This window comes from Planctopirus limnophila DSM 3776 (assembly GCF_000092105.1).
In the GTDB taxonomy this organism is placed as follows: domain Bacteria; phylum Planctomycetota; class Planctomycetia; order Planctomycetales; family Planctomycetaceae; genus Planctopirus; species Planctopirus limnophila.
The window spans coordinates 5,031,667-5,046,785 of record NC_014148.1 but is presented as its reverse complement, the minus strand read 5'-3'; the positions used below and the strand labels follow the sequence as shown (position 1 = coordinate 5,046,785).

Annotated in this window: 11 protein-coding genes; 8 read left to right on the top strand and 3 right to left on the bottom strand. The window is 54.4% G+C overall.

Translation table 11 applies throughout. The features are described from left to right. Positions 1-17: 17 nt before the first annotated feature. The 8 genes from PLIM_RS20180 (at position 18) to PLIM_RS20145 (ending at position 11,500) form a co-directional block, all read left to right on the top strand. On the top strand, positions 18-1,073 hold the full coding sequence (locus PLIM_RS20180; protein ID WP_013112170.1) for an SMP-30/gluconolactonase/LRE family protein: 1,056 nt from the start codon (positions 18-20) through the stop codon (positions 1,071-1,073). Then, positions 1,073-1,387, top strand: a complete 315-nt coding sequence (locus tag PLIM_RS20175) for a hypothetical protein (RefSeq protein ID WP_013112169.1) — start codon at positions 1,073-1,075, stop codon at positions 1,385-1,387. Before PLIM_RS20180 ends, PLIM_RS20175 begins: the two co-directional genes overlap by 1 nt. Positions 1,388-1,412: 25 nt before the next feature. Then, positions 1,413-2,915 carry a Fic family protein gene (locus PLIM_RS20170; protein WP_013112168.1) on the top strand — a complete coding sequence of 501 codons (1,503 nt, stop codon included), beginning with the start codon at positions 1,413-1,415 and terminating at the stop codon, positions 2,913-2,915. Positions 2,916-2,974: 59 nt separating this feature from the next. Continuing rightward, positions 2,975-4,114, top strand: coding sequence for a glycosyltransferase family 2 protein (locus tag PLIM_RS20165; RefSeq protein ID WP_013112167.1), 1,140 nt, complete (start codon positions 2,975-2,977; stop codon positions 4,112-4,114). Positions 4,115-4,271: 157 nt separating this feature from the next. Further along, positions 4,272-5,570: a Gfo/Idh/MocA family protein gene (locus PLIM_RS20160; protein WP_013112166.1), complete on the top strand. Its 1,299-nt coding sequence runs from the start codon at positions 4,272-4,274 to the stop codon at positions 5,568-5,570. Between the two features lie 144 nt (positions 5,571-5,714). Next, the gene (locus PLIM_RS20155; RefSeq protein ID WP_013112165.1) at positions 5,715-6,206 is read left to right on the top strand and encodes a DinB family protein; all 492 of its coding nucleotides are present in this window, start codon (positions 5,715-5,717) and stop codon (positions 6,204-6,206) included. A gap of 88 nt (positions 6,207-6,294) precedes the next feature. Continuing rightward, a complete protein-coding gene (locus tag PLIM_RS20150; protein WP_013112164.1) occupies positions 6,295-8,085 on the top strand; it encodes an Hsp70 family protein in 1,791 nt (596 codons plus the stop codon). Positions 8,086-8,206: 121 nt separating this feature from the next. Beyond that, a complete protein-coding gene (locus PLIM_RS20145; RefSeq protein ID WP_013112163.1) occupies positions 8,207-11,500 on the top strand; it encodes a PSD1 and planctomycete cytochrome C domain-containing protein in 3,294 nt (1,097 codons plus the stop codon). Positions 11,501-11,623: 123 nt separating this feature from the next. Here the strand turns inward: PLIM_RS20145 and PLIM_RS25145 are convergent, their stop codons facing one another. The 3 genes from PLIM_RS25145 to PLIM_RS20130 all read right to left on the bottom strand — a co-directional run bounded on the left by PLIM_RS25145 (position 11,624) and on the right by PLIM_RS20130 (position 15,110). Next, on the bottom strand, positions 11,624-12,106 hold the full coding sequence (locus PLIM_RS25145) for a DUF3885 domain-containing protein (protein ID WP_449300703.1): 483 nt from the start codon (positions 12,104-12,106) through the stop codon (positions 11,624-11,626). A 167-nt stretch (positions 12,107-12,273) separates the two neighbouring features. After that, the gene (locus PLIM_RS20135) at positions 12,274-13,134 is read right to left on the bottom strand and encodes a hypothetical protein (RefSeq protein ID WP_013112161.1); all 861 of its coding nucleotides are present in this window, start codon (positions 13,132-13,134) and stop codon (positions 12,274-12,276) included. 437 nt (positions 13,135-13,571) lie between these two features. After that, positions 13,572-15,110: a DUF1254 domain-containing protein gene (locus tag PLIM_RS20130; protein WP_013112160.1), complete on the bottom strand. Its 1,539-nt coding sequence runs from the start codon at positions 15,108-15,110 to the stop codon at positions 13,572-13,574. Between the last annotated feature and the right edge of the window lie 9 nt (positions 15,111-15,119).

Genomic DNA, 15,119 nt, shown 5'->3' with positions numbered 1-15,119 from the left:
TTTGAAAGGCATCTCTGATGAACTTGCGGCTTACGCTCCACCGCTGGTCTCTCTTCACCTGCACCATGGCAGCCACTCTCGCGATGGGTGTGGTCTCTGTGGCACAGGCTCAGAACACCACCAACTTTCCGATTCTGGGTGAAGTGATTCGCGTCTCACCAGAACTCGATGAAGTGCTGGCGCCCGATGCGAAGATCGAAGTGATCTCCAGTGGTTTCGAATGGGCCGAAGGGCCTGTCTGGAATCGCGAAGGGAAGTATCTGCTCTTTTCCGATATTCCCCGCAATAGCGTGATGAAGTGGGAACTGGGCAAAGGGTCATCATTATTTCTCAAACCTTCTGGCTTCACCGGTCCCACCGGTTATGGCAATGAACCTGGCTGCAATGGCTTGATCTTTGACAGCAAAGGCCAGCTCGTTTCTGCCGAACATGGCGACCGCCGCCTTTCGGTTCTGACGCATCAGGGCGGCAAGCGAACTCTCGTCGATAATTACGAGGGTAAGCGGCTCAACAGTCCCAATGATGTCTGCATGAAATCCAACGGCGACTACTACTTCACGGATCCACCTTACGGGCTCCCCAAAGGTGCTGAAGACCCATTGCGAGAACTTGACTTCTGCGGTGTTTACAGGTTGGCGTTGAAAGCCGATGGTCGCCATCAGCTCACGTTGCTCACCAAGGAAATGACTCGACCAAATGGGATTGCGTTCTCGCCTGATGAAAAGTTCTTGTATGTCGCCCAGTCCGATCCGAAGGCTGCCATCATCAAGAAATTTCCCGTGAAGGAGGACGGCACGCTTGGGGAAGGGACGACTTTGGTCGATGTCACCAGTATGGTAGGGAAGCACAAAGGCTTACCCGATGGTCTGAAAGTCGATGTGCAAGGTCGGCTTTGGGCCACAGGGCCTGGGGGTGTGCATGTTTATTCTCCCGCAGGAAAACTTCTGGGCAGAATTGATACGAAAGAAGCCACAGCGAACTGTGCCTGGGGCGATGACGGTTCGACGCTGTATATTACGGCAGATATGTACTTGTGCCGGATTCCAACCAAGACCAAGGGAGCAGGCTGGTAATGGCCATTCGAGTGATTGCTGTTGATCGGACCGATATTGCCGCGTGCGTCATGCCGGATCGCTTCCGGCATGACGTGACCTACTTTGCCTCTCCTGCGGGGACGGGCGACGCCCCCGCACAATTATCGCCCCGGGAGTATTGGATCAATGCAGCCGATGCCAAGGTCACGCTGGAGGATGGTGTGCTGACGATCGTTTCGCCACTCGACAGCAGCAGCCGGACGGAACTGGAGATTACCGAAGACCAGGAGCGCTGGCTCGAATGGCTGGTCAAGCACAACATTCAGCACATCCGGCTGGAAGTGGGTGGTTAGGGCACAACCCGAGGAGAATCTGTTCATGTCGTCGCAGGAGCCCGTTTCCCGCCATTGGTCACCCATCGAAGATCTGCCGGAAGACTGGCGCGAAACGCTGGTTGACAAGGCAGTTCAAGCTGCGATGCAGGCATGGATTGACCGGGCAGAAGAACTGAGGCAGAGCGACGCTTATAAGGAGTTTACCGAGAGGTTGCACCGCCGCTGGTCGATTGAAACAGGAATCATCGAAGATGCTTACACGGTCTCAAGGTCTGCGACAGAGACATTGATTCAGCATGGACTCGATGCCGCTTTGATTTCTCATGAAGACGTGGGCAATGAAGAGCCCATCGAGGTACTACGGAAGATTGAGGATCATCAGAGAGCTATTCAAGGACTCTACTCGTTTGTGTCGGATCAGCGTCCGCTGGGAGTCAGTTTTATTCGCGAACTGCATCAGGTACTGATGGCTCACCAGCAGACATACCTCGCGGTTGATCAATTTGGAAATCGTGGCCCCCGGCAATTGAAACTGGGTGACTGGAAGACGTGGCCCAATCATGTCGATCTTCCCGGAGGAGGCCGGTTTGAATATTGCCCACCTGAGCAAGTCGCCTCGGAGTTGGATCAACTTGTGGAGTGGCACAGACAGCACCTGGACGCTGGTGTTCCTCCCGATATTGAAGCTGCCTGGCTGCATCACCGCTTTACTTTGATCCATCCGTTTGAAGATGGTAACGGACGTGTGGCGAGGACGCTGGCAACGATGGTTCTGCTCAAAGGCCGCTGGCTGCCGATGGTGATCGATCGAAAGGAAAAGCCGCAATACATCGACGCGATTCGCAAGGCTGATAATGGCGATCTACAGCCGCTTATCAAATTGATTGGTGCTCACCAACTTAAGGAGTTACGAGCGGCAGTAAGTTACGCGGATCAGCTGGTTCAAACAGAAGCAACGGTTTCGAGCCAGATCTTGTCCATTGCAGCACGGCTTCAGCAAAGAGTTGCCAGTGCCGACAATAGCAGGCAACAGGCAATAGCACTTTCAATCGAGCTTTGGCGAACAACATCACAGCAGTTAAAAGAGACGGTTAATAACCTTAATATAGTTTTCCAAAGCTCTACCGAGTACCGCGCTTATTTCGATTGCGCTGACTTTGAATCTGAAAGGTCGTATTTTTTTGCAGGTCAAATTATTGAAGCTGCGAAGAAGCTTAATTACTTCGCAGATAGGAATATCTATCAATCATGGTGCCGACTTACTATCCAAGGGGTAGATCGCTTTGAGTTCTTAGTGGCATTTCATGGTATAGGTAGAAGTCAAATAGGTTACCTAGGCTGTGTTCCAATGACCTATCGGCGCAATGTGGGCGATTATCAAAATTCTCCGGAACAGAATATTCGATGGGGGGAAGTCGTGCCATTATCAGATAGCCCATTCGAGTTCTCCTATTCCGAGAGATCAGGGGACGTTCTGGAAAGATTCGATCCATGGCTCGAGGCTCGTATTTCTGAGGCTTTGGCGATTTGGGAGCGGGATCTATAACACTTTGAGTGCACGTTGTTCACGGTTCAACCTTACACTCGCCTTTCAAGGAAATTCTTTTGCTGCTGTTTTTGCTGTCATTGGCGAGTCTGTTTCTGGCTGGTGGGCCGGCGTTAATGTTTGTCATTAACTGGATGAGATATCGCACGCCGTCACTTTCGATGGAGCCGTTACCACCAGTTTCGATCCTCATTCCGGCACGGAACGAAGAGCGATCGATTGGCCGGGTGCTGGAAAGTGCTCTGCAGACCAGGGGTATCGAATTCGAAGTCATTGTCCTGGATGATGCCTCGACCGATCGGACCGCTGAAATTGTGCGGGAATTCAGCCAGCAGGATCCCCGGGTCCGGCTGGAGTCGGCACCCCCTTTACCTTCAGGCTGGTGTGGCAAACAGCACGCCTGCTGGGCACTTTCTCAACGTGCCCGCTATGACCTGTTTCTGTTCATCGATGCGGATGTCTCGCTCGAACCCACAGGTGCTGCTCGGTCAGTGAGCTTTCTGCAGCAGACGCAGGTTGATCTGGTGAGTGGTGTACCGCGGCAGGAGTTTTCGGGGTTTCTCGATCGGCTGCTGATTCCCCTCATCCATTTTGTGCTGCTGGGCTTTCTGCCGATGGGTCGCATGCGGAAGACGACTGACCCGTCTGTGGGAGCCGCCTGTGGCCAGTTGATCCTTTCGACCAGATCGGGTTACGAGAAAACATCTGGTCATGAGCAGGTGAAACAGTCCTTGCATGATGGACTCGAATTACCCCGGCTGTACCGTCGTCATGGCTTGAGAACCGATCTCTTCGATGCGACATCGACAGCGGTGTGCCGCATGTACCACTCGGAATACGAGACCTGGAAGGGATTGGAAAAGAACGCCACGGCGGGTCTGGGGTCTCCGGCTTTGATTGTGCCGACGACGATCATCTTGAGTATGGGACAGATTCTGCCTTCGCTGTGGGTGATTCTCGCCATGCAATGTGACTGCACCTGGACGCTCGTGGTCGCGGCAGCGAGTCTCTTCTGTGCCTGGCTTCCGCGCACACTGGCACTGGTGAGCTATCGTCAAAGTCTTCTGGGTTGGGTACTGCATCCGCTCTCCGTGCTGATCTTCCTGGCTATTCAATGGTCGGCCATGGTGCGAAAACTGCGCGGGCTCCCTTCGGTCTGGAAGTCACGAGACTACGTCCAGGGTGCGATGGTGAAGTAGCGGATCCGTTGACGTGATCCCTGTTCACAGATGGTGACTCGCCCACAGATGCCCTCGTGGTGACGAATCCCGTCATGAAAAGAACAGGCTGTCATCTCATCAACAGATTTGCATATACTGCAAAGTCATGAATCCGCACCCTGGGAGATTGAGAGTCATGTCCGAGCGAAGCCAGCCTTCTCGTCGATCGTTCCTGCAATCCAGTACTGCGGCGATTGCAGCAGCGACAATTCTGCCGGCCCATGTGCTGGGGCGTGAACAGACGACGGCTCCCAGTGAGAAGATCACGCTGGGTGTGATCGGGATTGGCCCACGTTGTACTTATGATCTGAAGGCGATGCTGCAGTTCCCTGATGTCCAGTGCGTGGCTATTGCCGATGTGCAGGCGAGAAGACGGGATGCCGGCAAAAAGCTGGTCGATGAACATTACAAGAACAGCGACTGTCGTCTCTACAACGACTTCCGCGAACTCATCGATCGCAAAGATATTGACGCGGTGATTGTCGCGACGGGGGATCGCTGGCATGCCGCTGCTTCGATCCTCGCTGCCAAAGCAGGAAAAGATGTCTACAGCGAGAAGCCTTGCGGCATCACCATCGAAGCCTGTCAGCAATTGGCCGACACCATGCACAGCCAGCAGCGTGTCTTTCAGGCAGGGACACAGCGGCGCAGTGTTCCCAACTTCCAGAAAGCGGTCGAACTGGCTCATACGGGGAAGCTCGGCAAGCTGCACACCATGCATGCCTCGGTCTATATTCCTGTGCTGGATAACACGTGGTTGCCAGCTCAGAAGACACCTTCCAAGCAGGAAGTGGATTGGAACTTATGGCTGGGGCCAGCGGCGTGGCGACCATTCAATCAGAAGTATGTCGATGGTGGCTGGCGTGGCCAATGGGACTTTGATTCCGGAGCCCGACTGCTCGACTGGGGTGCTCACACGATTGATCTGTGTCAGTGGGCCAATCAGGCGGATAACACCATGCCGATCAGTTATGAGCCGCAGGAGAAAACCATCGTCTGTACTTATGCCAATGGTGTGAAGCTGATTGTTGATTTCCTCGAAACTCCTTTTGGAGAACGCTCGCCACAATATATTACCCGTTTAGGGACCTGCCCGGTGCGCTTTATCGGCGATGAAGGCTGGGTCGAAACGGGCGATAGTGGAGAGTTGGTTGTTCAGCCAGAAGCGCTGGCCAAAGATCAACCACCTGCGGAAAAGCGGGTGAAGGGGCTGGATGTTTCGGTGCATGCCCGAGACTTCTTCGACTGCATTCGCACTCGCGGCAAGACAGCCTCGAATCCGGATGTCATGCGGCGGTCTCACATTGCCAGCCATGCGGCAGCGATTGCCTGGATTCTGGGGCGTAAGCTGACTTTTGACCCCGTGAGCGAGAGCTTCGTGAATGATCCCGAAGCCAATCTGCTCTGCTCACGGCCAGAGCGACACTGGGCTTGATGATTGAACTTCCGGAGTGTGTCGAATATCGACCATGGCTGGTTGGGTGCCTCCCGCAGGTTGGAACGCTAAACTCTCCGTGAGGGAGAAACTATCGGCTTTAGCGAGCCATCTCCCTGAGATCAGAATTCGGGGAGAGAAATCATGCAGGCGATGCAGATCGCGGTCGAGAGCCTGAATATGAGTTCCATGGTACTGAAAACGTACCTGGATGATTTGAGCGAAGAAGAGTTTCTATTACCCGCAGGGCCGGGTTGCCATTGCGCTGCGTGGCAACTCGGGCATCTGATCAGTTCAGCCAATCACATGCTGGAAGGCCTTAAACCCGGGAGTGGTATGGAACTCCCTGAGGGCTTCTCGAAGGCCTATTCCAAAGCAGCTCTTGAAAGCGGCGTCACACCGGCTTATCTCGCCAAGGCAGATTACTTCGTGTTGTTTGATCGTGTGAATGAGGCTGCCAGAAAACTCTTTCTGTCGATGACAGAAGCAGATCTCGATCAACCGGGGCCATCCGGATTTCCTCCCATGTTTTCCACTGTCGGATCGATTGTGGTGCTCATCGCCAATCATCCTCTGATGCATGCGGGTCAATTTGTGCCGCTGCGTCGTGAACTGGGCAAACCCATCCGCATCTGACGCTAACCGGCATGAGCGACTAACAGATCGCGAGACGGGACTTCGGCTCGACGATCCATGAGATTTTTATTCGAGGAAACGGATTTCAATGGCACATCAATTTGCCGTCGGCATTGATCTGGGAACAACCAACAGTGTGGTTTCCTACGTTCGTCTGAGTGATGAAAAGCCAGATGTCGGGCTGCTGCCGATTCCACAACTCGTCGCGCCTCAGACAACGGAAGCACGCACTTCACTGCCGTCGTTTCTGTACTGTGCGGGGCCACATGATGCTCCTGGTTCGCTCGATGTTCCCTGGAGTAAAGATCGCGATTTCAGTGTGGGCGAACTGGCTCGCCGGCAGTCGGCCGATTACCCCGAGCGAACGGTCATGGCCGCCAAAAGCTGGCTGGGACATAGCAAGGTGGATCGTCATCAAGCCCTGCTGCCGGTCGGAAGCGAAGAGAGCACGACGGGGAATGTCACGAAGATTTCGCCGGTCACCGCTTCCCGGAGATACCTTGAGCATCTGGTGAGTGCCTGGAAGCAGGCGTTTCCCGATGCGCCGATCAGCGAACAACTGGTCGTGCTGACTGTCCCCGCTTCGTTTGATGCCAGTGCTCGAGAATTGACTCGTGAAGCGGCTTTTGCCGCGGGTTTACCTGATTCGCTGATTCTTCTTGAAGAACCACAGGCTGCTGTCTATGCCTGGCTGACGAGCCAGGGAGAGAAATGGCGCAAGCAACTCAAGGTGGGGGAAACACTTCTCGTCTGTGACGTGGGTGGCGGTACCACAGATTTAACCATTGTGCAGGTGCTTGAAGAAGGTGGAGAGCTTTCTCTTCAGCGGATGGCCGTGGGAAACCATCTGCTGGTCGGCGGCGATAACATGGATCTGGCACTGGCCTTTCATGTGGCGGAATTGTTTCAGTCCAAGGGGGTACAACTCGATCCGTGGCAATCGATTTCTCTCTGGCATACCTGCCGGCAGGCTAAAGAAGTGCTGCTGGCCCCTGATGGCCCCAAAACGCACACCATCTCGATCAAAGGACGGGGCAGCAAGCTGATTGGCGGTGCCGTGAGTGTCGAGGTGGATCGAGCCGCTGTGGCACAGCTATTGACGGATGGGTTCTTCCCGGAATGTTCGCTGGATAGCCTGCCGCAAAAACGTCGGCAATCGGGTTTTCAGGAACTGGGATTGCCCTATGAAACCGATACCGGCATTACCCGGCATGTGACGGCTTTTCTGGCGACACATGCTGCCGGTGTTTCGACGGGGCCCACTCATCTGCTGCTGAATGGTGGTGTCTTCAAAGCTCCTGCGCTGGCTCAGCGATTGGCTCAGGTTCTCGGAAGCTGGTATCCGGCCACCCCGGTAAAACCTTTGGCAGGGGAACCAGATCTTGATCATGCAGTCGCTCGCGGTGCGGCCTATTACGGCTGGGCCAAGCAGCATGGGGGGGTTCGCATTCGTGGTGGGACAGCCCGCTCGTACTATGTGGGAATTGAAACAGCAGGGCTGGCTGTTCCCGGGGCTCCCAGGCCTTTGCGCGCGTTATGCGTTGTGCCATTTGGGATGGAAGAAGGGACTGAGGTGGATGTCCCTTCCGACCCCATTGGCTTGATTGTGGGCCAGCCCGCACAGTTCCGCTTCTTCAGTTCATCGGTCCGCAAGGATGATCGTGCGGGAAGTCGACTGACAGCGTGGTCGCCCGATGATCTTTCAGAAACCGACTCACTGGAAACGATGCTTTCAGCAGGGGATTCGGCCGAGGAGCACTATGTCCCCGTCAAGTTCCACTCCAAGATCACCGAACTTGGAGTGTTAGAACTCTGGTGTGTCAGCACACGCAGCGAAGGGAAGTGGAAACTCGAATTCAGCGTACGAGATGAGGATTGATGAATCGCTGACTATTGTCCTGATCAGGTCGCCGAGCGGATTGGATTTTCGTTGCATCGAAGGGCTTTGTCGCGTATGACAAATGATCCCTGCCGAGCCTCCACTGCTGCCGAGATGTGACATGCCCCAGCCTCTTCCCACCACCTGCCAATTCGCCTGGTGTTTCAAGTCAATTGTGATCTTCGGCGTGTCGCTCGCATGGCTCTATGGCAGCCCGGCGACAAGCGCTGGTGAGGCACCCACTTTTCCGCAAGAGCAGATCGAGTTTTTCGAAAAGAAGATCCGCCCCATCCTGGTCGAGAACTGCCACAGTTGCCATGGAGCCAGTCAGCAGAAAGCTGGCTTGAGGCTCGATTCTCGCGACGCGATCTTGCGAGGCGGTGAATCGGGGGCTTCCGCAGTCGCTCAAAAGCCCACGGAAAGCCTGCTCATCGAGGCCATTCAATACGAAGCCGATGGTTATCAGATGCCTCCCAAAGGGAAGCTTCCCGCAGAAGCCATTGCCGATCTGACTCGCTGGGTGGAGCTGGGAATGCCGTGGCCCGCTGGCGATGTTCCTGCCGAAAAAGGCACGGCAGCCGAGTTCAATTTTGAAGAGCGAGCGAAGCACTGGTCGTTCCAACCAATCACCAGACCGCAAGTCCCTCAGGTTCAAGAGGCTGGCTGGGCTCACAATCCCATCGATCAGTTTGTGCTCTCCAAGCTGGAATCGGCCCAGTTGTCACATGCTCCTCAGGCCGCACCGCTGGCTCGTTTGAGGCGTTTGGCCATCGATCTCACGGGGCTGCCACCCACTGCCCAGGAAATCGCCGAGTTCCAGGCCGACGTTCGCCCGGATGCCTGGCAGCATTGGGTGAATCATTATCTGAATTCACCTCACTACGGCGAACGCTTTGCCCGGCACTGGATGGATCTGACACGTTATGCCGAGACGCACGGCCACGAGTTCGACTACGAAATCCCCTATGCCTGGCCTTATCGTGATTATCTGATTCGAGCCTTCAATACCGATGTCCCTTACAACCAGTTTGTCGCCGAACATGTTGCGGGCGACCTTCTGCCGCAACCACGACTTGATCCCGCCACAGGTTTGAATGAATCCATCTGCGGAACGGCCTTCTGGTGGTTGTCTCAAGGCAAGCATTCGCCGGTCGATATCCGTTCGGAAGAGTGCGATACGGTCGACAATCAACTCGATGTCTTCAGCAAGACATTTCTGGGAATGACGGTGGCCTGTGCACGCTGCCATGATCACAAGTTTGACCCTATCCGGATTCGCGATTACTACGCACTCGCGGGGTATCTGCAAAGCAGCCGGCGGGATGTCGCGAATCGAGTTCCGGTCAGCACTTATGAGGCGATGATCACTGATGCCGCCCGGCATCACGATGGACGATGGAAAGCGATCCTGGAGATTCAGCCGGAATTGTTCAATCAGCCGGCCAGGTGGTTGAGCGCGATGACGACTCGCCATCAGAAGCGGATAATGGCCCATCCGACGGACTGGCTCTCGGCCTGGCTGCAGCTGGGATTTCTTACGAACAAAGACGAATTTGCCGCAAAAAAACAGAGCATGGCCCGTACCCTCAAAATTCAACAAGAGCAGGCGGAGGCGGCTCGTAAAGCTGCCACAATTCTGGCTGATTTTGAGCCGGGAACTTACAACGACTGGATCACAACCGGAGCAGCGTTTTCGTTGAATGAAAACTCACTCCTGATTGATGACGGGCGGCCCGGTGAAGGGGAAGTTTCGCTTCAGGAGGCAGGGACGGCTCACTCCGGTGCAGTTTCTCGAAAGCTGATTGGGTCACTCAGTTCACCCACTTTTGAACTTAAGCATCGTTATCTGGATCTTCGAGTCGCCCGGCTGGGCGGGCCGCCACAACCCGGCAGGCAGATCAAAAATGGGCAAGTCCATGTCATTATGGATGGCTTTCAACTCATTAAAGACCCGCTCTATGGATCGTTCACCTTGAATGTTCCCAACGACGGTCAATGGCGGTGGTTTCGGCTGGATCTCTCCCGGGCGATGGGGAGCAAGATCTATCTCGAAATTGTCGATGAAGCTGCCGATGGCTGGATCGCTGTTGATGAAGTCCGAGTGACTGATGGCCCGCGAGCTGTTGACGATGTACCGGCCATGATGTTGGATTGGCTCAATGATCCAGCGATTGTCGAACCCGAGCAACTGGCGGCTAAATATGCCGCATGGTGGCAAAGTGGTGGTGGTCAAGAGAAAGACGAATTTCCTTCGATCCCATTCGCGCAGGCTTTGCGTGATCTCTGGCAAGCGGGCGTCCAGAATGAGCAACTCTTTCCAGAAGGATCTGCCTGGAAATTGAAGCGGCAGCAAGTCGAGCAGCAGCAGGCCCGCTGGCAGGCGGCGATGAGCCAACTTCCCGAGCCCGAGTTTGTTCTCGCTATGGCCGATGGTACCGCAGAAGATGATCATGTCCTGCTGCGGGGAAATCACAAGAAGCCCGGCCCTGTCGAGCCTCGTCGACCACTGGAAGTTCTGGGTGGACTGAAGATCAAGGCACCTGATCACGGGAGTGGGCGGCTCGAACTCGTTGAGAATCTGGTGAGCCCTGACAACCCGCTGGTGGCGCGAGTCATCGTGAATCGACTGTGGCATTACCACTTCGGGCGAGGATTGGTTCCGACGCCGGATGACTTCGGCAAGATGGGGCAACCCCCTTCGCATCCTGAACTGCTCGATTGGCTCGCCAGTGAACTGATTCAGTCGGGCTGGTCACTGAAGCATATTCACCGCCTGATTCTGAATTCGGCGACATGGCAGCAATCGAGCGATCTGGCCATCGGTGAAGTCGAGGCGAAAGATCCACAGAACATTCTGCTGCATCGGATGAATCCCCGGCGACTCGAAGCGGAAGCTGTGCGGGATTCGATTCTGGCTTTTTCAGGCCGCCTCAACAGGACGATGTATGGCCCACCCATCCCGCTTCATTTGACCCCATTTATGGAAGGTCGGGGGCGTCCAGGGCAATCTGGCCCACTCGATGGCGATGGTCGGCGAAGTTTGTATTTGAGTGTGCGGCGAAACTTTTTGAACCCGGTCTTTCTGGCTTTCGATTTCCCGACGCCATTCACCACCATGGGAAGACGCTCCACCAGTAATGTTCCTGCTCAGGCACTCGTGCTGCTCAATAATCCTTTGATTCTTGCTGAAGCCGATCGAGCGGCCCAGCAGACGAAAACACTTGAGCCCGCCTCAAGGGTCGAAGCCTTGTGGCTCGCCGCCTATGGTCGCCCGCCAACCTCAGCCGAATCCCGCGAGGCAATCGAATTCGTCGATGAACAGACGAAAGAGTACGGCGGCAACGACCCATCCCCCGCCTGGCGCGACCTCGCCCATGTGCTGCTCAACAGTAAAGAGTTTTCGTTTGTGCCGTAGCGATTGCGGACCTAGATTTTAAGCAGGAAGACAATTCTTTTTTGTTTTAAATGATTTAATCTTCCATATGACAATGGGTAACGCTTCGAAACATCACTTGCTTCAGGATGTTCTCCTGTAATTTCATAGGCCAAGAGGATGTAACGATCGCCACGGAGCAAATTGTTCCGAGAGTTTCTGCAGAAGTGCTGAATCGAATGAGAATCCATCTGCACCTCCATCATACGGAATAAACACGTTGTCATTCGTTTCTGAAAGAAACGCTATGTGTTCTTCCTCGTCTTCTGCAATCGCTAAAAGTAGTTTTCGGAGAGCCTGCGAATTCCAAGTTATGTAACCCCTGAAGCAATCCCAGTGATATGCCTCGTCTTCTATGACTCGATGAATCGGCGTCCACTCTATTTCTGGTATGAACGCCTCTCTGCTTTGGAACCCATTCAACCTTGATCGGATGATCATGCACCGGGCATCTTCACCGAGCAACTCTGTACCGAAACTTGAATATCGCTCAAATACTATCTGCCTCTCGATATCATTCTCTGGATATCGCTTGGACTCCGGCAATGAATGAATTCGCAGCCAATATTCCGGAAATTCCGCTCGCATCAGATGTGCGATAGGAAATACTCTGCAGAATGGTTGATCAAACCAGCGGCTCTTCATAGATACCTGTCATTGTTATGGCTTATGCACTCAACAGAAAAGATTAAATCAGAGTTCACACGATCCGTGATGCCTGTCTGATCTGCCTGTCGTTCACATATCTCCTGTCATCAGGAAGAGCTGTTTTTCTTGGCTGCCGCTATCGAGAAGATCGCCTGTGCAACGGCAGCGAGGGAATCCAGCGAACGTGATCGGACTGTAAACATTGAACTTTCCGAGTCGAACTCTAATTGCTCCAGTGTGCCTGGTGCCGTTTTGCGAAGCTGCTGTTGAATGGCTTTTTGCAGACCTAATCCCGAGTTCGCGGGACGCTGCAAGCCACCAAATGAGGTGACGACGATTGAATGGACTCCGTCGTCGAATGTGATAAAGCGCGGGGCCACAGTTCCCGGACGATCTTCCGGTGGCTCTTCTTTGACCTTGACGACGAGTGGCTGGTCAACATCGTCAGCCTCCAGAAGACGTTGCACACAGGCCGCCAGATACTTGTCGAGGGCTATGCCAAGATTAGCGGGGTACTTCGCCTTCGCTCGATCACATGCGAGATCGAAAGCCTCTCGAGTTGGAAATCGAACGGGATGCACATAGCGCGTGCGGAGTTGTTCCCAGGGAGTCTCTGACAGGATATCTGCCTTCTCACGAATTAAGGCAAAGTCCGCTTCCGCCTTACTTCTGAACTCGTCCCGCACGGGCTCGGCAAAGTGTCGTTTGACGGACTCACACCACTTGAAAAACACCTCCTTCCAGTAGTCCACCTCCTTCTCTGATACGGGCAGACTACGACGTGAAGCTTCCTTCGCCAGTAGAGCCAGGCCATGAATAGCACCCGATGCAAGCATATCGGCTTTGCGACTGCCGTTGAGTTCATCGATAAGCTCTCGTGCACACTGAGTCGCCACCTGTAATTGCTTCCTGAAGCCATTACTGCCACCGGGAGTTCGATGCAGATCAGAGGTCTCAATACTGGCCATAACCACAATTCCCGCGAATGACATCATTGGAAGGAAACAGTCTGAAACCGGGCACTACAATGCGTTGAGTTTAAGCAGATTCGATGGGAAAGCGATCTCATCCCTGAACACTACTGAACCAGATTTATCTTTTCATTACTGAGAACCATCGGCAATCATCAGAGAGACTGTATTAGAAATCAACGCTCCCCTGCTCCAGAATAGGCAACACGGAAAATTGCCGGGCGGGAAACTGAATCAATGATTTCTCAATGGATTCGCATTAATATATTTCTACATTTAAAATGTAGATTTTCTGAACAGGATATAGAGTACGTGTGACTGAAGACTGACTTGTTTTGAACCTCCCCGTGACATGGAGTTCATTCGGTAAAACAGGGATTTTTGCCGGGCAACCCGGCGTTTCTATGATTGATCTTCCGATTACAGAAGGGAGATTACTTCACGAGTTCGATCTCGCCGGGGCGCCAGGTTTTGTCGAACCACGGCTCGAGCGGGCCGTAGAGTCGCAGGATCATGAACCAGCCTTTGCCGGGGATCGTCTGCACCCAATTGTTCTCGAAGCCAGCCGGGGCCTTGGGGCCGAAGAAGACATCGACTGAACCGTCGGGGTTCTTCTTCAATTCCTTGTCCTGGCTGCTGACGCTCGGTGCTTTTTGATCTGTCTGGATCATGGAGCGCGTCTGGTTGTCATAAACAATCACGGACCAGAAGTCCTTCACAGGCACGTTGGGCGGAAGGCGCATCCTGTAATTCTTGCCACCATCAAAGGGGTTGCCATTCGAATCCTGCACAGACCACGGATACTGCGAGCCTTTGCCGACCATCTTCATTTCCATGGCCGGGGTGACGCCGGTTGCGAAGTAGTAATAGAAGATGTAGCCGTCCATGTTCGTGACACCGGGCGCACTCTCGAACTTGTAACCGCCGAAGAATGGCAGTCGCCACGTGCTGTCGGGGAAGTAGTAGGCGTCCTTGTCGCGGATCTTGAAAGCGATGGTCCGTGCGGTCACTGCCCCGATGTTTGCGGCATCTGTCAGGATCTTCTTCATCCGTTCATCGGGTGCGAATGGTTGGCCCTTCACGATGCCGATCGAAGCGAAGAGGCCGAGCGTCGTCGGGTCGCTGCCGCCGGCGGGTTCTTCCTGAATGACCTGATTGAGCATCTCCCAGAAGGTGTAGTCGCCGGGGGCGACAAAGTTCGCGGGAACACCCGACCCGTCGACGAATTTCATCGCCGGCGGGTTTGCGGCTTCGGAGAGATGATAAATCTTGAGGTGTTTCTTGACCGACTCCACGCCGGGCTTGGTGGAGCCATCGACAACGAATGCACGAAAAACGAACCAGTTGCCGTAGGTGCTCGGCCGCAGTACGAAATACCCCGGTGGCACTTCGCCTTTATAGTCCGGTGGAAGAACGAGATACTTGCCACCCTTGCCGCGATCCTCGCCCGTAATGCCGACATCGCCGACCCAGCGATACCAGAAGTCATTCACCAGCCCGAGCACCTCGGGAGGGACTTCGAGAACCAGCGGGCCTTTCTTCGTATCAATCCACATGAAGTTGTAGATCGTATTGTCGTTGGCGGTGAGTTCGACAGTACGCGGATCGACGAGGTTTTCCCAGATGACGTCGGTTTGGTTGGCCGGGCCGAACTTGCTCAACGAGTCGCGCATACCCGCCTGATTCACGATGGGAATCGCCATGAGGTAGGCCTGCAGGGCGCGGGAGCGATCGAGGTTGTCGTAGATCTTCTCGACCGTATCGGCCGACGGATAGCCGTAGCTGAGATTGAGTGTTCCGATGGAACTCTCGATCTTGTCGGGCAGCGCCACCCCCGGCGCGATGGGCGTCGAATACTTGAGCTTTGGATCGGCGGGGATGGAATAGCGTTCCTGTGCGAACAGGCTGATGGGGATCGCGAGAGCTGTGCCAAGCACGGCGGCTAGAATGGTCCGTTGGTTGTCAGCTTTCATTGGCAGAAG